The 19,713-nt window shown below is 40.0% G+C and carries 24 protein-coding genes and 1 tRNA gene; 10 read left to right on the top strand and 15 right to left on the bottom strand.

From position 1 onward, the window contains the following. Positions 1-549 precede the first annotated feature (549 nt). From AC1DO4_RS02535 to AC1DO4_RS02520, 4 genes are all read left to right on the top strand, one after another. Complete coding sequence (locus AC1DO4_RS02535; RefSeq protein ID WP_477412666.1) at positions 550-1,281, top strand: acyl-CoA desaturase; 732 nt, start codon at positions 550-552, stop codon at positions 1,279-1,281. Positions 1,282-1,345: 64 nt separating this feature from the next. Then, the gene (locus tag AC1DO4_RS02530) at positions 1,346-1,468 is read left to right on the top strand and encodes a hypothetical protein (RefSeq protein ID WP_477405939.1); all 123 of its coding nucleotides are present in this window, start codon (positions 1,346-1,348) and stop codon (positions 1,466-1,468) included. 1 nt (position 1,469) lies between these two features. Continuing rightward, entirely contained in the window at positions 1,470-1,793 is a 324-nt protein-coding gene (locus tag AC1DO4_RS02525) for a hypothetical protein (RefSeq protein ID WP_477412664.1), read from the top strand. Between the two features lie 49 nt (positions 1,794-1,842). After that, entirely contained in the window at positions 1,843-2,907 is a 1,065-nt protein-coding gene (locus AC1DO4_RS02520; RefSeq protein WP_477412662.1) for a fatty acid desaturase, read from the top strand. A gap of 275 nt (positions 2,908-3,182) precedes the next feature. Here the strand turns inward: AC1DO4_RS02520 and AC1DO4_RS02515 are convergent, their stop codons facing one another. From AC1DO4_RS02515 to AC1DO4_RS02505, 3 genes are all read right to left on the bottom strand, one after another. Further along, positions 3,183-3,773, bottom strand: coding sequence for a DUF6438 domain-containing protein (locus tag AC1DO4_RS02515; RefSeq protein WP_477412659.1), 591 nt, complete (start codon positions 3,771-3,773; stop codon positions 3,183-3,185). Positions 3,774-3,837: 64 nt separating this feature from the next. After that, positions 3,838-4,332 carry a hypothetical protein gene (locus AC1DO4_RS02510; RefSeq protein WP_477412657.1) on the bottom strand — a complete coding sequence of 165 codons (495 nt, stop codon included), beginning with the start codon at positions 4,330-4,332 and terminating at the stop codon, positions 3,838-3,840. A gap of 108 nt (positions 4,333-4,440) precedes the next feature. Continuing rightward, entirely contained in the window at positions 4,441-5,157 is a 717-nt protein-coding gene (locus AC1DO4_RS02505; protein ID WP_477408686.1) for a LytR/AlgR family response regulator transcription factor, read from the bottom strand. 458 nt (positions 5,158-5,615) lie between these two features. On the opposite strand from AC1DO4_RS02505, the gene AC1DO4_RS02500 reads away from it, so the two are divergent. Beyond that, the gene (locus AC1DO4_RS02500; RefSeq protein WP_477412655.1) at positions 5,616-6,104 is read left to right on the top strand and encodes a hypothetical protein; all 489 of its coding nucleotides are present in this window, start codon (positions 5,616-5,618) and stop codon (positions 6,102-6,104) included. Positions 6,105-6,728: 624 nt separating this feature from the next. Further along, the gene (locus AC1DO4_RS02495) at positions 6,729-7,514 is read left to right on the top strand and encodes a hypothetical protein (protein ID WP_477412653.1); all 786 of its coding nucleotides are present in this window, start codon (positions 6,729-6,731) and stop codon (positions 7,512-7,514) included. Positions 7,515-7,890: 376 nt separating this feature from the next. Here AC1DO4_RS02495 and AC1DO4_RS02490 read toward each other — a convergent pair. Next, positions 7,891-7,964, bottom strand: a tRNA-Pro gene (locus AC1DO4_RS02490). A 256-nt stretch (positions 7,965-8,220) separates the two neighbouring features. Here AC1DO4_RS02490 and AC1DO4_RS02485 point away from each other — a divergent pair. The 4 genes from AC1DO4_RS02485 to AC1DO4_RS02470 are packed head-to-tail and all read left to right on the top strand — an operon-like array spanning position 8,221 to position 12,962. Next, positions 8,221-11,550, top strand: coding sequence for a synaptonemal complex protein 1 (locus tag AC1DO4_RS02485; RefSeq protein WP_477412651.1), 3,330 nt, complete (start codon positions 8,221-8,223; stop codon positions 11,548-11,550). Between the two features lies 1 nt (position 11,551). Next, positions 11,552-11,974: an ATP-binding protein gene (locus AC1DO4_RS02480; protein WP_477412649.1), complete on the top strand. Its 423-nt coding sequence runs from the start codon at positions 11,552-11,554 to the stop codon at positions 11,972-11,974. Beyond that, positions 11,974-12,405, top strand: a complete 432-nt coding sequence (gene ybeY, locus AC1DO4_RS02475) for an rRNA maturation RNase YbeY (protein WP_477412647.1) — start codon at positions 11,974-11,976, stop codon at positions 12,403-12,405. The genes AC1DO4_RS02480 and ybeY overlap by 1 nt, the downstream gene beginning before the upstream one ends. Before the next feature lie 41 nt (positions 12,406-12,446). Then, positions 12,447-12,962, top strand: coding sequence for a glutathione peroxidase (locus tag AC1DO4_RS02470; RefSeq protein ID WP_477400842.1), 516 nt, complete (start codon positions 12,447-12,449; stop codon positions 12,960-12,962). A gap of 550 nt (positions 12,963-13,512) precedes the next feature. Here AC1DO4_RS02470 and rplS read toward each other — a convergent pair. The 11 genes from rplS to AC1DO4_RS02415 form a co-directional block, all read right to left on the bottom strand. Next, positions 13,513-13,860 (bottom strand): 50S ribosomal protein L19, encoded by a 348-nt coding sequence (gene rplS / locus AC1DO4_RS02465; protein ID WP_295720757.1) that lies wholly within the window; start codon positions 13,858-13,860, stop codon positions 13,513-13,515. Between the two features lie 188 nt (positions 13,861-14,048). Further along, entirely contained in the window at positions 14,049-14,294 is a 246-nt protein-coding gene (locus AC1DO4_RS02460; protein ID WP_477412645.1) for a hypothetical protein, read from the bottom strand. Positions 14,295-14,298: 4 nt separating this feature from the next. Further along, positions 14,299-14,790 carry a hypothetical protein gene (locus tag AC1DO4_RS02455; RefSeq protein WP_477412643.1) on the bottom strand — a complete coding sequence of 164 codons (492 nt, stop codon included), beginning with the start codon at positions 14,788-14,790 and terminating at the stop codon, positions 14,299-14,301. A gap of 41 nt (positions 14,791-14,831) precedes the next feature. After that, positions 14,832-15,398, bottom strand: a complete 567-nt coding sequence (locus AC1DO4_RS02450; RefSeq protein ID WP_477412641.1) for an RNA polymerase sigma factor — start codon at positions 15,396-15,398, stop codon at positions 14,832-14,834. Between the two features lie 190 nt (positions 15,399-15,588). Next, positions 15,589-16,263 carry a tRNA (guanosine(37)-N1)-methyltransferase TrmD gene (gene trmD / locus AC1DO4_RS02445; RefSeq protein ID WP_477412639.1) on the bottom strand — a complete coding sequence of 225 codons (675 nt, stop codon included), beginning with the start codon at positions 16,261-16,263 and terminating at the stop codon, positions 15,589-15,591. Positions 16,264-16,333: 70 nt separating this feature from the next. Next, on the bottom strand, positions 16,334-17,194 hold the full coding sequence (locus AC1DO4_RS02440; RefSeq protein ID WP_477412637.1) for a hypothetical protein: 861 nt from the start codon (positions 17,192-17,194) through the stop codon (positions 16,334-16,336). Between the two features lie 101 nt (positions 17,195-17,295). Beyond that, positions 17,296-17,667, bottom strand: coding sequence for a VOC family protein (locus AC1DO4_RS02435; RefSeq protein WP_477412635.1), 372 nt, complete (start codon positions 17,665-17,667; stop codon positions 17,296-17,298). A gap of 35 nt (positions 17,668-17,702) precedes the next feature. Beyond that, positions 17,703-18,089 carry a VOC family protein gene (locus AC1DO4_RS02430; RefSeq protein WP_477400851.1) on the bottom strand — a complete coding sequence of 129 codons (387 nt, stop codon included), beginning with the start codon at positions 18,087-18,089 and terminating at the stop codon, positions 17,703-17,705. A gap of 15 nt (positions 18,090-18,104) precedes the next feature. Continuing rightward, complete coding sequence (locus AC1DO4_RS02425; RefSeq protein ID WP_259091615.1) at positions 18,105-18,305, bottom strand: helix-turn-helix transcriptional regulator; 201 nt, start codon at positions 18,303-18,305, stop codon at positions 18,105-18,107. A gap of 8 nt (positions 18,306-18,313) precedes the next feature. Then, entirely contained in the window at positions 18,314-18,733 is a 420-nt protein-coding gene (locus AC1DO4_RS02420; RefSeq protein ID WP_477400852.1) for a hypothetical protein, read from the bottom strand. Next, the gene (locus AC1DO4_RS02415) at positions 18,733-19,674 is read right to left on the bottom strand and encodes a hypothetical protein (protein WP_477412633.1); all 942 of its coding nucleotides are present in this window, start codon (positions 19,672-19,674) and stop codon (positions 18,733-18,735) included. The genes AC1DO4_RS02420 and AC1DO4_RS02415 overlap by 1 nt, the downstream gene beginning before the upstream one ends. Between the last annotated feature and the right edge of the window lie 39 nt (positions 19,675-19,713).

Genomic DNA, 19,713 nt, shown 5'->3' with positions numbered 1-19,713 from the left:
AGTATTTCGGATTTTTTTACTCAATAGAGGCGCTTTTCATTCGGGTTGGAGTAATAGCTGGTTTGGCTGTGGCTTTAAAATAAATAAAGCCTCCTTGCTCTCGCAGCGCGGAGGCTTCTACCTAAACCTTATCACAATGGGGGAGAAGCCCCGATTTGCATTACAAACCTACTATAACACCCTTTAAAAAAGACCAAGTATCGACGAATAGAATATATCTATCGATAGAAAGCCTTGTGGATGGTATTGCCGGCCGGCGAAAAAAAACATTTTAAATTAAATAACAAATTGCTTAATTAAAGGTTATTATAATATAGTCTTTTAAGATTTACTATAAAGTACCTGCCGTTTTGGGTTTTAAACCAAAACATTTTTCCCGTTGACCGCAAGCGCTTCTTAAATTTTAAGCTTGCATCTCATCAGGCAGATTCAGGCCACAGAGAACAAAACGTCATCTGTTTACACCGCATCCAACAGGCACGATCCCTTTAAGGGGGCTACCATGCTTGCATTATACCGTATTTAGTACCTGCTATTAATTCTATTTTTATGCTGATCCTGATTTTTTTTATTGCGCACTGGTTCTTGTCACTGTTTTTTCAAACTTTTTTCCAACACCGCTACGCCTCTCACCGTATGTTCACCACGAACAAATTCTGGGAACGCGTTTTTTATATTATGGCCTACCTATTTGAAGGAGCTTCCTTTTTAAATCCCCGGGCCTACGCTTTAATGCACAGGGAACACCATGCTTACAGCGATACGGCAAAGGACCCGCATTCGCCCCATTTTTTTACGGATATTTTCCAGATGACAAAGGCCACCTTTAAAACATTTGGCGATCACCTGCAAAGAGTAAAGAACCCCGAAGCCCGCTTTGCCGGTAACTACCCTGAATGGCCGCTGATTGACAGGATGGGTTCTTCGATACTATCCAGGCTGCTGTTTGGCGCCGCTTACACCTGCTTTTACATTTTTTTTGCCGCCCACTGGTGGATGTTCCTGCTGTTGCCCATCCATTTTTTGATGGGGCCAATTCATGGCGCAATTGTAAACTGGTGCGGGCATAAATATGGCTATACTAATTTCGACAATAAAGACAAATCAAAAAACACCACACCTTTCGACTTCCTGATGCTGGGCGAACTGTTTCAAAACAATCACCACAAACACCCCAATAGCGCCAACTTCGGAAAAAAATGGTTTGAGATAGACCCGGTTTACCCGGTTATGAAGCTGATGCACTGGATGCGGATTATTAAACTCCGTAAAGCGATTTAAATTTTACGCGCTTATAGCGTAATCAGCCCTCACGGATTATCAATTAACATTAAACAACAAAACAATGAGTAAAGATAAAGGCAGTAAAGCCCACAAAAAAGGGCCAGCCACAAACGGCAAAAAAACGATGTCTGATTATCAGGCGTCTAAAACCGAGGTCGTATCTACCAATAAAACACACAACTAACATGGCCGGCCAAACAGTTGAATTGCAGGCCAACATGTTTTTATTTGACCTAAGCAATAGCGCCAAAGAACATTGGTTTAAAACAGAAGAAGCCTGGGAGGTAAGCTTAGCCACAGATGATGAAAGATCTGCCATGGAAAAGAAATATTACCCCACCATTTCGGTAAAAGTTTTACCCGAGCAATTGGCAGAGTTATTTGAGCTGATTAAAGAAAAGTTAATCCTGGCACAACCCGACCAGGAAAAAACGTGGGACACTAAAACAATTATAAAAAACCAAATACAATACCTCATTGCCTTTAATCCAAAACGGCAACGATCTTAAATAATTACCAGTTTTTATCCAAGCCGATCACTATTAAATTTTTTAGCCGATGCCTTTTTTAGATTATGTATTGCAAACCCCTTCATACGGGTGGAAGGACGCACAGGGGGCCTTGATAAAACCGACTGTGTTACAAATGTTAACCGAGTTTTTTTCGAGGTTAAACCCCATTAAAAACCGTAAAAACTGGTTGCCATTTTTTAGCTGGCTGAAGGTTTTGTGCCTGGTACCGTTTTTTGTGCTCTTCATCATTTATTTTTTAAACTGGTGGACAATACCGGCGGCCTTTGTTTATGGAATGATCATTATGGGTACGCATGGCACCATCTGGCATCATCGTTACTGTACCCATGGGGCCTATACTTTTAGCAATAAATTCTGGCGCTTTATAACGCAGAACCTAACCCTCAGCGTTATCCCCGAAGAGATATATGTAATATCGCACCATGTGCATCATTCCAAATCCGATCAGCCCGGCGACCCTTACAACGCCCAGGCCGGGTTTTTATATTGCTTTTTGGCCGATGTAAATCACCAGCCAATTGCCAAATACCTGAATGAAGGCGACTACAACCGGGTTAAACAATTGATGAAACATACCGGTGTAAAGGCAAACACCTACGCGCAATACCAGCACTGGGGCTCGTATGTAAACCCCGGGCGCGCGGTTATGTCGTGGATCCTGAACTGGTCTTTCTGGTACGCGGTTTTTTATTTAACAGGTGGCCATGCCCTGGCTTTCAGCTTATTTGGCGCTGCCGCATTCTGGGCGGTGGGGGTACGTACATTTAATTATGAAGGCCACGCAAAGGGTAAAGACAAACAACATGAGGGTACCGACTATAGTAAAAAGGATAAATCAATTAACCAGCTGTGGCCCGGTTTTGTAGCCGGCGAATGGCATAACAATCACCATTTGTTCCCCAAAAGTGCCAGGAGTGGTTTTAAGCCGCACCAGGTTGACCTTGCCTGGTATTATATCAAATTAATGAGCTGGATGGGCGCTATTAGCCATTATAAAGACAATAAAAAGCAATTTTACGAACAGTACGAACGGCCCTATCAGCATAGTAAAAGCTCGAAAAAGCTCGTATTAGCCGATTCCCAGGTGTGAGTTTCTGCTCGTAGTATATTACTTACCCCTGTTTACCTTTGGTTAATGTGGTTGCCCCTTTTAATCAACCCCCACTGGTTAAAAAACCAGCTGATTATTGCATCCACGTTGTATCAAAGAAGAAGGCTTTATGAATAATGTTCATAAAGCCTTAATTTTTTAAGTTGGGGTGAGAAGATTCTAACTTCTGACCCCAGTGTCCCATGCTATCCATACTGTCGTGATTGTTGATTAATTAGTTGTTTTGATGTTGGCCCAGTTGTTAACGGAAAATACTACCGGGTGTCGAAATGTTTGATTCTCGGATCAAGTTGTACTGTTGTGCCAAAATGGATTGTATCCTTCGCCAACTTTAACTTAACATGTTTGTATGCACTATCAAGCCAGTGATGTAATTTCCCCTCTTGGCTATCATCACCATCGACAGTTTCAACTCTTATACTTCTGTGATTGAAGTATACTTTAAGCTCTCTATGTCGAAGGTCGCTTGGGAATATTTTCTTTGTAGTATCAAGGTTGCTGTAATCCATCTGTTCCAGCTTTTCGGTTAATTCATTCCAGAATACCCTGCTTACTTTACCAGTATAATATGCCCTTGATTTTCGATGCTTTATATAAGAACTGTCAATGTAATATTCGAAGTTAAGCGAACTATCTATGCTTACAGCTACGGCATCGCAAGGTAAGAAACATAAGCTTTTTGCAAACTCGACCTTTGTTATGCGCTTATCAATATGGGCTTTACAAGCGGTTAAAAGTAAGGCGACAGAAAACAAGCAGAACAGGGGATAGATTCTTATATAAAAGCTGCAATTCATATAGAGTTTTGTAGGGATAGCCCGAAATGCGGTTACAAAAATTTTCACAGATTACCAATTATTATAAATTGATCCAGTTTTTCACTAATCTAATATTAGTTTGGGCCTGCCGTTAATTACGGTGTATATTCCAGCCAGCATATGATGAATCAATCATATAATATCTACTTGACCTTGTAGATTGATAAGGGCCAAACAAAATATATTTCCTTTTCCAATGCCAGCTCTTAGGAACCTTGTGATGGGCACTAAGTGGTTTTGCATATGCTAAGCTTATGCCATTTTTAACTTCATAAAGTTTATATCCTTTTAATATCAAAGTGTCTACTCTTAACCGGTCAGCACCTGATGAGAATGCTTTTTCAACTTTCGAAATCGTAGTGTCCTTGTCATATTTTAAAAAAATAGTGTCAAGCTTTAGCTTGTAACGACCTGTTGCAAAGTCTGAACTAACGTCATATAAGTAATGATACTCAAATGTGTTATTTGTAGTAAATTTTAGATAAGTTAATTCATTAATTTTGTCATCGACATACTTCTTTGCCAATATTGATTGTCCTTTTGTAAAACCGGGCAAGAGTATTATTAACAGGATTGCGTATTTCATTGATAACAGCGTATACGTCTAAGATAGTAAACGGTATTTACTTCGGCGAAGCGCTGGGGATAAAATCATAGAAATCGCCGGCATTAACACAGCAAACAACACCGCTTTTTATGCCAACACCTTACTTTTATCCGACAATTTTTTCCATTGCCCCAAATATTGTCTTCCTATTGGTATTTCAATTTTACCAATTTCAACATCGTAATGGGTAAAGGCAGTAATCTTGTTAATTGCCACAATAAAAGACCGATGGACCCGGGCAAATAAATTATGCGGTAACTCTGCTGCCAATGCTGTTAAAGAATACTTAACCACTAAAGGGGTATTAAGCAGCCTGTAAATCTTGATGTAATTTTTGGCGCTTTCTATATAAACAATTTCGTCTAAAAAAATCTTAAGTGTTTTTCTGTTTGCCTTAAAATATATGCATTCACGTTCCACATGCATATTCAGGCCTTCTTCTGGAGAAATGCCCGCATCGATCACCTTATTAACAGCCTTTAAAAAACGCTCTAAACTTAATGGCTTTAGTAAAAAATCCACCGCATTTAAATCAAAAGCTTCGGCGGCAAATTCCTGATAAGCAGTTATAAAAATTACTTTGGGGGGATTTTGTAAGGCTCTTAGAAAACTAATYCCCGATAATTCAGGCATCCGAATATCCAGGAAGAGTAAATCTATCCTTTCTGTTTTCATGATCTCGAGTGATCGTAAAGCGCTGTCACATACAGCCACAACTTCAAGCTGCTCCACCTTATCGGTCCACTTTTTAATTGTCATTAAAATAAGTGGATCATCGTCTATGATTAAGCATCTCCACCGCATATTTTAAAAAGTTTATTTTATTTTCCGCATTGTATTTTAAACAACGGGTAAATAAAGATAGCATTAAACTATTACAAAGTTAAAATAGGCTCTTCAATGGTGTTCTCATTACTATTTTTCGGGTTGATGTATTTGCATTTTAATAAGAATCGAAATTTTTATAAAAAGAACCAGCTTAACTAAAATAAACACTTTGTGCCCATCATCTATATGACGCATTAATTGATTAATAGTTACACAAAAGCCGTTAATTTTAGATAAATAACCAAAAAGGTAACCAACAACTCATCTCCATGGACAAACGGCATTTACCTGTTAATAACGCAGTTTATCCACATAATGTTGTCGAATAAATCCAGATAGCCTGCATATATCCACACTATAATTTAACCCCTCAAAAGCGATTTAGTTTTACACTTTATATTAATTCTTTATATTAAAAATTAAATCAAGACACCATGAAAAAATTAATTATTCCCTTTTTGTTAAGCGGACTAATATTAACATTAGGGGTCAACAGCACGTCTGCCCAGGTCCAACTGAAAGAGGTTACTATTTCGGGAGCACCAATCAGGGTTCAGGTATCAAAACAGGTTTCAGATTCATTCGCCAGTTTATTTGTAGGTGCTCAGGAACCTAAATGGTTTCAGTCTGATAAAAATTTTGTAGTTAGATTTATAATGGATAACCAGCAAAACAAAGCGGAGTTTACAAGAAAGGGCGATTTAGTGTATCATATGGCTTTTGGGTACGAAAAGGAAATGCCTGCCGATATACGAACTATTGTAAAAAGTAAATATTTCGATTATACAATTAACTCCACTGTTAAAGTAGAGTATGAAGGAAAGAGTGCATGGATTGTTAATATTGAAGATGGCAAACAATACTTTGTGTTAAGAGTAGTAGATGGTGTTATGGATGTTTTAGATAAAATTAACAAAGTATGAGGCCGTGTAAGAATAAAACAGGAAGTTAACAAGAAATATATTTTTAATTCAAAGAAAGAGGCTGTCTCAAAAGGACAGCCTTTCTACATTTATGCGCTGATATTAAAACCCAACAACAATCATTGCGGGTACCCACCAGCCAGGCTGGAAAAAAAGTGATGACATGATTTAAAAGTTAAATTGTAGAGTAGTCTGTAATCGTAAACAATCGGCTTATTTAGTTAAAAAAAAGCATATCCAATCGGTCCTAAAATCATTCAAAGATGCTCTCTTTTGCTTTTGTTTAATGTCGGGACGAGAAGATTCGAACTTCCGACCTCCAGCATCCCATGTTGGCGCGACAGGGGCTACTATAAATCAATAAATATTGATTCGCATTCACATTGTCCCTTATTTAATCAGCTAATTTTCTTTTTTTAAACAATTCAATAACAAATTGCGTATTATATACTTTATATGTAAGTTTATGTAACCTAAATGAATTATTTATGGTGGTAAAATTTTAGACATTTATTTTGTCCGTACTTGGTGCTTTTTTTACTGAGATAATTAAGTTGTTAAACCGCCAAATAAGAACCGCCACCAGATGAAATAAATGCCTATATCATATAAAACTTAAACATTATGAGTAAGATTTTAATTTTTGCAGCTTTATTTAGCCTCTTAATTTGGGGATGTAAGAAAAAAGAGAAGTCGCCCGAGGCAGGTTTGTCAGGTGTATATGAACTTGAAAAACAAGTACTCGATCGCGGAGGCAAAGACTCTACGATTAAACGAACTCAAATTAAAATCTATACAGATCGTAACTATGTGTATGCCAGCATAGTACCTGATTCATCTGTTGGGTTTGGCGTAGGCGCTTATACACTTGACTCGGCCAACCGACTTAAAGAACATAGTATCTATACCAGCAGAGCTATTGACTCACCCCTCACCTATAAGCTTGAGATTACAAGAAAACCTGGTGGTTATACCCAGGTCATTCCTGACTTTGCCACAGTAAGAGGTGTAAAATATGTATTGAAAGAAGATTACAAAAAATTCCCGCCAGCAGATAGCTCTGTACTTGATGGTTTGTGGAAAATGGAAAAAACCTATACAATAAAAGGCAAAGACACGATCCCAACTGATGTAACACAGTATAAAATATTCTGGGGAGGACATTTTATTTTTATACACAGGTTCGCTCAGAATAAGGAAAAAACCATCTTTAAAAATGGGTTTGGCACCGGGGTATTTTCTTTTAGTAATGATACGCTTAAGGAAGAAGAGCAAATATCAAATTACAGGCTTCTTCAGGGCAATAAATTTACTGTTAAAGTCACGATGAATGGTCATGACGAATATACCCAGGTGATTAATAGCGCTACAAATGGCCGATCTGTAGAAATATACAAGCGAGTCAAATAACATTCCTTATTTAAAAATGATGTGAAAATTCTTGCGTTGCGGTTGCATCACCGGCTTTACACCTATGAGTGTCGCTGCAAAGGCCATGATGCACGCGAATTCAAGTAAAACAGGATAACTGCTATAACGATGTTGCTGTCTTATTTTTGGAAGGATTTTTTCACCTTCAAATAGATTCATGACGTGATAAGGCTTAAAGATGCAATATAATCAGCATGACTGTAATCCGTATAAACACAATTTACAACTACTTGAATGCCATTCACAGACAGTAAAGGCTAACACGGAGGTCAACAGGGCAGTCTGCAAAACTAAAAAAAGCATATCCAATCGGTCCTAAAACCTTTCAAATATGCTCTTTTGCTTTTGTTTCCTGTCGGGATGAGAAGATTCGAACTTCCGACCTCCAGCACCCCATGCTGGCGCGATACCGGGCTACGCTACATCCCGAAATAATGTAGGGAGTGCAAATATATAATTTGCAGGTATAATTTAAAACTGTAAATTAATTACCATCCCTTTTCGACCTCAAAAAATTTTTTTCGCTTGTTTTACAACCCCAAAGCGGGCTTATGTCATTTTATTTTTAAATATTATAAGTGTATCATATTATTGCGATTTTAAGTTTTTAACTTAACGGCCTTGACAAATATTATTTGCCGATGTTTTCCGTTTAATTTTGTATCCGATACTTTAGTGCTGAACTATGCCATCTGTTGAAAATTATGAATTACTGATAGTAAAGATTAACATCTTTATAAGAAAGTATTATTTCAATAATTTTTTGCGCGGTTTAATATTCCTGGGCGCAGGCTTGTTTACGGCCTATGTTGTTATTACACTTAGCGAGTATTTCGGCAACTTTAATACCCTTTTCCGCACCATTCTTTTTTACTTTTTCATCCTGCTTAATATTGGTTTGATATGCTGGTTAATATTGCCGCCATTGTTAGCCTGGTTTAAATTGGGCAAATCACTTACACATGACGAAGCCGCCGAAATTATTGGCAGGCATTTTCATGATGTGAACGATAAGCTGCTTAATACGCTTCAGCTTAAAAAATTAGCGGTTGCCGATGTAAATCACCGGGCGCTTATTGAGGCCAGTATTGATCAAAAGATAGAATCATTAAAGCCGGTAAGCTTTCCGTCGGCTATTAACATCCGCGAGAACACCAAATATTTAAAATGGATCCTGGCTCCGGCAACCGTTATTATAGTAATTGCCTTTGCTGCGCCATCTGTTTTAACCGAAAGTACAAAAAGACTTATCAGGCATAATGAATATTTTATACCGGCCGCGCCGTTTAAATTTAATGTGCTAAACAAAACTCTGTCCGTTGTTCAGGGCGATGACCTTAAAATCGACTTAAAACTGGATGGGGATAAACTACCGGCCGATGTATATATAGAAACCGCCAATAATACTTTTAAGCTGGATAAAGAAACCATCAGCCGGTTTCATTACCTGTTCAGCAACCTTCAGCAAAACACCCGGTTTAAACTTATGGCTAATGGCTTTGCCTCGCAATTATACGAGATTAAGGTAAACCAGAAGCCCGCCTTGCTGCATTTTGATGTGGAGCTGAACTATCCCGCTTACCTACATAAAAAAAACGAAACACTGGTAAATGCCGGCGACCTGGTGGTACCGGCCGGCACCAATATTAAATGGCAGCTGCATACCCAATATGCTACCGGCTTAACCTTTTTAATGAACAATGTTATACGCACGACGCTACCCCGTGGTAACGACGTTTTTGAGCATAGCGAAAAGGTTTATAAAAATGCCGTTTATAAGCTTAGCCCCTTAAATACACAAGTAAACCATAGCGATTCTGCTACTTATCATATCAATGTGGTATTGGATGAAGCGCCGGTGATCAGCGTAGAGGAGAAGCCGGATTCGGTAAGCATGAAGTCGTTATATTTTAATGGAAAAATACAGGACGACCATGGATTTTCGGCTTTAAATTTCCATTATAGTGTACAGTCATCCGGCAATAAGGGCAATGCCAAAACGTTTATAAAACGGGTGGACGCAGATATGAGGCAAACGCAGGCGGATTTCTTCTATTTCTGGAATTTAAAGGATTTGGGCATCAACCCCGGCGACCAGGTATCCTATTTTTTCGAGGTGGCCGATAACGATGGAGTAAACGGACCTAAAAAGGCCCGCACCCCCGCGCGTACGCTAAACCTGCCAGATGCTAAGGAGATAAATGAGCAGTTGAATGCCGGCACACAGGCTATCAAACAAAAGATGCAGTCGGCCATTAAACTGGCAGGGCAGGTTGAGCACGATTCGCAAAAACTGAACCAGTTATTGCTTAATAAAAACACCCTCTCTTTTGATGAAAAAAAGCAGGTGGAAGACCTGCTGCAAAAACGGAAAGACCTGGAAGACCTGGTGAAGGAAATTAAGGACGATAACAAGAAAAACCTATACAACCGCCAGGAAAACCAACAACAGAACGAAGAAATATTGGCCAAGCAAAAACAAATAGAAGATTTGTTTAATAACGTGCTTGATCAAAAAACAAAGGAGTTGCTTCAAAACCTGCAGCGGCTATTAAACGAGCAGCAAAAAGATGCCACACGCGACAATTTATCCAAAATGCAGATGGATAATAAATCGTTGAAAAAAGAACTCGACCGCATGCTGGAACTTTATAAAAAGCTGGAGTTTGACCAAAAGCTGAATCAGCATATAGATCAGCTTAATAAACTGGCCGATAAGGAACAAAAGCTATCCGAAAAAACCAACCAGCAGGGCGCTGATAAGCAACAATTACAGCAGGAGCAGGATAACCTGAAAAAAGATTTTGAAGATGTTAAAAAAGGGCTTGATGACCTGCAGAAAACAAATGAGCAGGCCGAGCATAAAAGCGACTTTAAGAACCCCGAAAAAGAAACGCAGAGTATAGACCAACAAATGGAGCAAAGTGCCGGCGAACTGCAAAAGAACAACAAGGGCAAGGCAAGCAAGGCGCAGCAGCAGGCGGCTAAAGAAATGCAGCAACTGGCCGCCAAGCTGCAGCAACAAGACCAGGAGGGCGAAAGCAAGGAAAATTCAATTGATGCCCAGCAACTGCGCGAGTTGTTGAAAAGCCTGGTAAACAGCTCTTTTAGCCAGGAAAAGCTGATGCAGACATTGAAAAGCACCAACCCTACAGATCCATCTTATATTACGTTATCGCAAAATCAAAAAGATATTAAGGATAACCTGAAAACGGCCGAAGATAGTTTGTATGCGCTGAGCAGGCGAATTCCGCAAATCCAGTCGACGGTAAACCAGGAGATCACCAGTATCAATACCCATATTGACCAGGCGCTGGATAACCTTGGCGAAAGGCGCACGGCCGAAGCCAACCGCAACCAGCAATATGCTATGACATCCATGAATAACCTGGCCCTGATGCTGAGCGAGGCATTGGATCAGCTGCAAAAAATGATGAATAAAGGCAAGGGAGGCAAAGGCAAGCCCCAGTCGCTATCGCAGCTATCAAAAATGCAGCAGCAGCTAAACCAAAATATGCAAAAGGCGCGCGAGCAGATGCAACAGCAGGGCAACCAGGGTAAAGAAAAGCAGGGCGGCCAGGGTAATATGAGCGAGCAACTGGCCCGGATGGCCCGCCAGCAGCAAATGATAAGGCAGCAACTTGAGCAGATAAATAGGGAAGAAAATAAGAATAGGACGGGTGATTTAGGTAATTTAGATAAAATTTCGCAAGAAATGGAACAAAATGAGCATGATCTCGTAAACAGGAAAATCACAAATGAAACGCTGAAGAGGCAACAACAAATTCAGAGCCGGTTATTGGAAGCTGAGAAGGCACAACAGGAACGGGAACAAGACCAGCAAAGAGAAAGTAAAACCGGCAAAGATATACCTCCGGGGTACATAAAAGCACTGCAGGGATACCAGCAACAGAGCGCAAAACAAACGGAGCAGATAAAAACTGTATCTCCGGCACTTAATTTGTATTACAAGCAAAAAATAAAATCATACTTTGATCAACTTAATGCCAAATAATATGGAACAGGCAAATGTTCGAACCAGCGAATTATACACGTTACAGCTACCGTCGACCCCGGAGAGCATAACGCAGCTTGAAGCGCTGATAGAAGAGATTGCTGATAAACATAATGTTGCTGAGGATACCTTTGCCAACATGATGACCTGCTTAAACGAAGCAGCTATAAATGCCATTATGCATGGCAATAAACTCGATGTATCAAAAAAAGTGATCGTTAATGCCGAGGTTGAACCCAAGCGCATTATATGGACAGTGACTGATGAGGGCGAAGGTTTTGACTATGATCACCTGGCCGACCCAACGGCCCCCGAAAACCTGGAAAACCTTACCGGACGCGGCGTGTTCATTATTAAACACCTTGCCGATCAATGTATTTTTAATACTGCAGGCAACGAAATAGAACTACATTTTAAAATATAATGCCGGCCATCCAGTTTTTTGAAGAAGACATCAGCTACAAATTAAAAAATAAAACCTTGGTACGGCAATGGATAAAAGATACCATTACCACCGAGGGGTTTAAACTTAAAGAGCTTACTTATGTCTTTTGTTCAGATGCGTACCTGCTGCAGCTTAACCAGCAATACCTCGATCATGATACCTATACTGACATTATCACCTTTGATAACAGTGAGGCAGAAGGCAGCATTGTGGGCGACATTTTTATCTCCGTGGAGCGCACCCGCGAAAATGCTGCAAAGTTTGGCATAGCCGAAACAGAGGAACTTCACCGGGTAATTATTCATGGCGCACTGCATCTTTTAGGCTATACAGATAAAAGTGTTGTTACAAAGAAAAAAATGACACAGAAAGAGGATGAGTACTTGGCTAAGAGAAATTTTATTAGCTAATTTTACTTAGTCATTTGTTTAACCATCAATTATTTATAACCATGAAATTAATTACGCTAATATTAGCTTTCTTTTTAATGTCGCCCCCATCCTCGGTTTATGATTTTAAACTAAAAACCATCGATGGCGACAACTTTTCCCTGGCCAAATACAAAGGCAAAAAAGTACTTATTGTAAACACAGCCTCCAAATGCGGCTTTACCAAGCAATATAAAGATCTTGAAGCACTGGCCGAAAAATATAAAGGCAAACTGGTGGTAGTAGGCTTTCCGGCAAACAATTTTGGCGGGCAGGAGCCCGGCACTAACCAGGATATTAAAACCTTTTGCAAAGAAAACTTTAATGTTACCTTCCCCATGAGCGGCAAGGTGAGTGTTTTAGGCTTGGATATTGATCCGTTGTTTCAATATCTTACCACAGCGCCAAACCCGGAATTTACCGGTGACATCAAATGGAACTTCGAAAAATTCCTGGTTGACGAGAACGGCAAACTCATACACCGTTTCAGGTCGCAAACCACACCATTATCTGACGATATTACAAAATACCTTAACTAAGGTAAGCTGATATAATATATAGCGAGGCCCTGGGTTTACCGGGGCCTTTTTTTGTTGGGGAAGTTACCCATGACGTGTTTGCAAAAAAAACAATCTGTCATGCTGAGTTGTAAAATTTCGCAAAAATCTGAAGGGGGAATGACGTATGTCGTATGGCTGCGAGTCGACTCACCCCGACGAGGCTATGCCCGTCTGCCCCTCTCTCCGACTGCGTCGCATAGAGGGGCAATAAAACATTAAATTGAGCTTCACCCTCTTTGCGGCACAGCCGGAGAGAGGGTCGGCCAGCGAAGCGTAGCCGGGGTGAGTCGTTGCCAGGGTTTAAGCGAATGCTTGTGTAAAAACGTTATGGGTGACGTTTGAAGCATCTATTATTCGTCATGCCTCTTCGCCCTGTACAGTCTGCCAATAGATCCTTCACGGCATTCAGGATGACTAAAGCTTTTCCTATCCGCCTAATTTTTCACCATTAAAAAGGCCTTTCCCGATAAGATCAGAAAAGGCCTTTTTAAAAGCTTTTGTATGCCCTCTTAAAAAAGAGGAAGGGTAATTAAACTCTTTTTGATTTGATACGAGCTGCTTTACCGGTAAGGGCACGCAGATAGTATAATTTAGAGCGACGCACTTTACCGTGACTGTTCACTTCAATTTTATCAATGTTTGGAGAGTTAATAGGGAAGATACGCTCAACACCTATACCATTAGAAACTTTACGAACGGTGAATGTTTCTGAGTTACCTGCACTGTTACGTTGTATAACAACACCCTGGTAAACCTGGATACGTTCTTTGTTTCCTTCTCTGATTTTATAATGCACACTTACAGTATCACCAGCCTTAAAGGAAGGAAACTGTCTTTTTTCTATTGATTGCTCTTCAACAAATTTTACTAAATCCATGATTTTTAGCTCTTAAAGCGATTTTTAGCCCGTAAAAATCGGATTGCAATTATAGGGATTATTTTTTATAAATGAAAGTCTATTTTAAAAATTTCCACAATTTGCATTTTGTTAACAATTTGATGGTGATTATATTGATTCTGTGGGCGGTTTGTTTTCATTATCGGTAAATCAACGGTCAAAGATAACTAATCCTCTAAAACCGGGGCATCCGGCTTTTTTTCGGTAAAGTAGGCCACCACGGTGTAACCCAAACCAATAATAAGCAGGTTAAATACAAAGTTAATAAGGGTATCGCTTACCGAATGCGAACGGCTGTCGATATCAATAAATGTATAAACGGCGTAAGCAAATGCTATAACCAATATTACCCAGCCGGCAACAGCTGCGGGAAGGTAGATAATTCCTTTGCGGGTGAACCAGTTTAATTTCATGATCTTAATTTTTAATGGAGATACTTTCTGTCATCACATAACCTATAAAAACAAACACGATAGCCAGGCTGATAAGGATCAGCACAATGTTCCATAATTTTATTTTTACGGTGATACTGAGCTCCTTTACTTTGCGCCGATCGGGGTCAATCTGTTGAACTTGTACATGCAAAATGGATAGTACATTAATAATAATGCATACAATCGGCAAAACAAATAATACTATTGGTCCCAGGAAATCTATAAAAGGAATTTTTGCCAGGCCAGACAGCAGCGTAAACATAGCCGCAAACCATCCCATCCGGGCATGAAAAAAGTAGAACATAAATACACATAGTAAAAAATAGCAGGGCACTGCAATAAGCCAAACCCCAAGGGCTGCAGAACGGCTTGCGTTCATGATGGCCATCTTCACCGTATTTTGATGATGTGAAGGATTTATATCCGGTACTTTTAAATTTTCCATCTGCTGTAAAAAATCATCGTTATTTTTCATGTTAATTACGTTTAAAATGCATTTAGTTGAATTTGGTTGCATTAAAACAACATATTTCTTAATTTTTCTAAGCCACGGGACAGCAATGATTTTATTGTTCCCTCATTTTTACCCAGGATCTCGCTGATCTCGGCATTGGTTTTTTGTTCAAAATAGCGCAGCGCCACAACCTCCTGGTACTTGATATCAAGCTTAAGCAGGTTTTGGCGTATTAAGTTATAATCATTGTATGCTTTAATCTCCTGCTCCATTATTTCCCGCTCATTATCAGCATTTTCGTGCAATAGCTTCTCCATCTGCGGGTTCTCCAGTAATTGTTGTAGCGATTGCGGTTTGTATTTGCTGCTGCGGTAATATTGGTTAAGTTCGTTGGTGGCTATGCGGTACAGCCAGGATGACAAGCGAATGCCCCTCCATTGAAAAGTGCCAATCTTGAGGAACGCCTTTAAAAATGTTTCGGCGGCAATATCTTTTGAAAGGTCGTAATCACCGGTGCGGCGCATAATATATCCAAAAACAGGCTTATACCACCTATCAAACACCTGCCCAAAAGCAGCGGGCTCTGTTCTGCATTGTTCAATAAGCTGGGCTTCCTGGCTGGGGTTCATAGTTGCAATATACCTGTAATGCAATAGGCATCAATTGGTTGCAATCTAATTTAGTGAAAGTGAATGGGTTTTGGTTGAATAGGTGAATACTCAGGTTTATTGAAGAACTCTTGTCGTGGGAGTGACCGTACTTCGGTATTAAAGCAAGTTAACCACTCACTTGATCCAACCTAATCAACCACTCACCAATTTACTCCAACAAATCTGGTCTTCGCACCCTGGTGCGTTCCAATGCCTGCTCAAAGCGCCATTTTTCAATTTCGGGGGTATTGCCGCTTAACAGGATCTGGGGCACCTTGTAGCCATTCCAATCGGCTGGGCGGGTGTATACAGGGGCATCCAGCATATCGTCCTGGAAGGAGTCGGATAGGGCCGACGTTTCGTCACTCAGCACGCCAGGTATCAGGCGTACAACAGCATCAACCAAAACCGCCGCCGGGAGCTCGCCGCCGGATAATACATAATCACCTATACTGATCTCCCGGCTTACATAAATGTCGCGGATGCGTTGATCTATGCCCTTATAATGTCCGCATAAAATAATGATGTTGCCTTTAATTGATAGCTGGTTGGCAATGGCCTGGTTAAGCCGTTCGCCGTCGGGCGACATGAATATCACTTCATCGTACGCACGTTCGGCTTTTAGCTTTTCGATACAGGCTGCAAACGGAGGAATGGTCATTACCATGCCGCTGCCACCACCATAGGGGTAATCATCAACGCTTTTTTGTTTGCTGGTAGAGTAATCGCGCAGGTTATGCACATGTATTTCGGCGATGCCCTTTTTTTGAGCGCGCTGCAAAATAGAATGTGCAAATGGGCTATCCAGCAAACCGGGTAATACAGAAATGATATCGAAACGCATAGTGCAAATATGCGGATTTTTGATCGATGTGCAGATGTGCAGATTTCAGATGTGCAGGTGAAATGGAAAGTCAGGATAAACGAGGGGCTGAGATCAGTGTTCCCTCATCATCCGATTTGGATGCTTTGTATATCAGGACATAGAATACAATAACGAACACAAGCTGGACAGAAATTAATGCCGCAAATTGAACCGTTAAATAGTTAAGTCCATATATCGCCCATGTTAGTATAATAAACATACCGCAATTAATGAAAACGCTTAACCGCATGGCCTTAAGCCGGAGAGCCTCAATTTCCGTATGTTCGGTTTTTTCTTTTGACCATATCCAAAGCAACATACAGGGTAAAATTAAATAAGGCGAACACTCAGGGTCAGTCTTCAAATCAAGCCCATTTATTACAAATAACCCGATTATAAAAACAATGGATGTTGTTTTACCAACCAGGCTAAATGGGCGGTATGGCAGGTAAAATAGGCTGGTTTGTTCTTTTCTTTTAACCCGTAGATAATAAAGACGCCCAATAAATATTAACAAAAGCAAAATTAAATTATTGTCGATAGCAAAATTGACACTGTGGGAGAAGTCAATTAAGTTTAACATTAAAACGGTAATTAAGGCAGCGTTAACCAGCACGGCCCAATATAGCGCTTTAAGGCGAAGAGTTGCTGTACGTTGGTTTTCGGGCCTGAATTTTGAAAACCCGATAAATAGCAAGCCCAGGATGGCTAATGTGGTTGCAGCCTCGTCTGTAAGGTTGTTGCTGCCATTAGATTCAATAATACTATGTCCCGAGTGCCCGCCATTGTAATCTAAAAATGGAAGATATCGGTCATCAAATTTAAACAAGGCTCCTAAAATAACCCCAGTAACAGCTAATATGAATCCGATTATTTTAAAATAGTGCGGAAGCAATAAGGTTGGTTTCATGATGATTAGGTTTAATCCAATATAAGAATAACGACGTAAACTAAAAATTCTTATTGCAACTTTAAACGGCTTTGATTCCAGACTCTAATCCGTTGTTTCACCTACCCCCTATGTTGATAGATCCCCCATAAATTCCCGGCCGGATCAGTAAAATGCGCGGTTATCTCTGGGAAATCTTTGCTTATGGGCTGGGTTATTACACCGCCATTTGTCGATATAGACTCAACCGTAGCTTCGGCATCATCAACCATGATAGATATGAGCAGGCCGGCTTCTGTCATTGGCTTTCGCCCGGTTACCCACATGCCGCTTACCTGGCCAACGCCATCATCAAAAGAGGCGAAGCCCTCGTTGTTGATTCGGATATGCCAGCCAAAAACTTTTTGAAAAAATATAGCCGATTTGGTAATGTCATTTGCCGGAATTTCGATATAACAGATCTTGCCATTGCCGTAAGTTGGTTCGTTTGCCATGATGATTTAATTTTTTGGCCTTTAGCCTTTTATCTTCAAATGGATTTCTGGATCTGCCAGCGATGACCGAAGGGGTCTTCAATCTCGCCCTGACGGTAGCCGTAATCATAATCCTGTATGGGCGACTTTATTTTTGCACCAAATGCAACAGCTTGATCAATTACGGCATGCACATCATCTACAAAAAGACCGATGGTTACCGATGGCTTATTTTTATCCAAACTAAAAAATCCGGAATACGGGGTTTCTTCGTGTAAATGAAACATAGCCCCATTGATGGAGAGCTCGGATACGTGAATACTTCCATCGTCATTACCAAACCGGCGGAGTTCCCGGGCGCCGAAGGCATTGATATAAAAACTGATATCGGTAACCCCGCCGGGAATGGCCAGCATGGGGGCAAAAATTGGTTTATCTTTCATAATTATATGGTTTAATTAATCCTCGTCATCCAATGTAAAAATTTCTTCAACCGGTTTGCCAAAAACGCGGGCTATTTTCAGTGCCAGTACAGTTGATGGCACATAGCGGTTGCTCTCGATGGTATTTATAGTCTGGCGCGATACACCTATAGCTTCGGCCAGGTCGGCCTGGGTTATGTTTTTGATGGCTCGCTCTACCCTTATGTTGTTTTTCATGGCTGTGCTTATTCCTTAATTAAACGATTATTCTGGAATATCTTCCACCTGAAACGGACAATGAAGAATACAAGGGGAACCAGTAAGTTTAAAAACAGTATATGCTCGGTATCTGTAGAAAAAACCAGACTGATGATCAAAAACAAATAATTAACATATACGGCCCATTGTAACGAATCGAGCCGCAATTGTACTATTTGTTCATCTTCAATTTTCTCCTTTGAAAATGCTGCAATGAATAAACCAACAGCCATTAATAAGGTTGTCGACATAAAAAACAGATGCCGGCCATTAAAGATACCCATATCCGCATCGTCTGCGTGAAGGCCCATTAGCTGTTTTTTGTACAATACAAAAGGGATGTGCACAAATACCAAAAAGTAACCTAAATAGCGGCACCAGTAAGGGAATAAGAATAATGGTTTCATTATAATATGTTTAAGTTTAAACTGTTGTTCTTTTTGTCATTCACCAGCCAGGATAAGCGTAATAGCCGAGATTGAAATACGATTATAAAGATGAGCGGAATAGTACTCAGGTTAAGTATCTGGATCAGGAGAAAATCAAGGCTAAAGAAAAAGAAATTTGAAACAAGTAAAATGGCATAGTTTGCGTATACGGCAATCTGCATAGCCTCCAGCCTGATTGTGCTGATATACTCATCTTCTTTACGTTCTTTGGAGTATACCCATAATAGTAATATAAATGGCATTATATAATATAACCCATCACTGTACATTACCCACGCAGATTCATTTACAGTAATGAGAAACCATGAATTATTTAAAAAAGAATAAACGACCAGGGGAATGGCTATTATAATACACAAAACAGATAATATTTTAGCTATTTTGTAAAATGGCTTATAAGGTAGGAAGTGCAATGGCGCTATTTTATATTCACTTTTTGTTCGATAAACGAGGTAATAAAACCTGAGTATAAATATAACCAGGGGCATAAAAAGGTTATACATAATAAATTGCTGAGCCATAGGGCTGATATAATCTGGAAGCCATGTATTAAAAGCCAGGCCCGCTACTTCGTAAATTACCCAGGTGATATATAATAGGTAATTTACAAATATTGCCCAATACAAGGCATTAAGCCTTATGCTGGCGGTTAGCTCATCCTCGTTTTTCATTTTTGAAAATGCTATTAACAGCAATCCGGCAACAATTAATACCAAAGCAAGCTCATTGGTGTAGTTTTCAAATACGCCCGGTATATTGTTGTGTTGATCGGGGTATTTACCAAATCCGGGGATGGTATAATTATAAAACAGAAACAGGAATCCTAATACAAATCCGGGTGCTGCCAAAAGGGCTCCGAGGTACCTGAAACGGGCAGGAAATAAAAGATGCGATTTCATATTTGTAAAGTTTGGTTTACCAAATGTAAAACAAACTTT

The organism is Mucilaginibacter sp. P5_A6 (assembly GCF_056400585.1).
The sequence above is the reverse complement of the archived record's forward strand: the minus strand, read 5'-3'. Positions and strand labels throughout refer to the sequence as shown.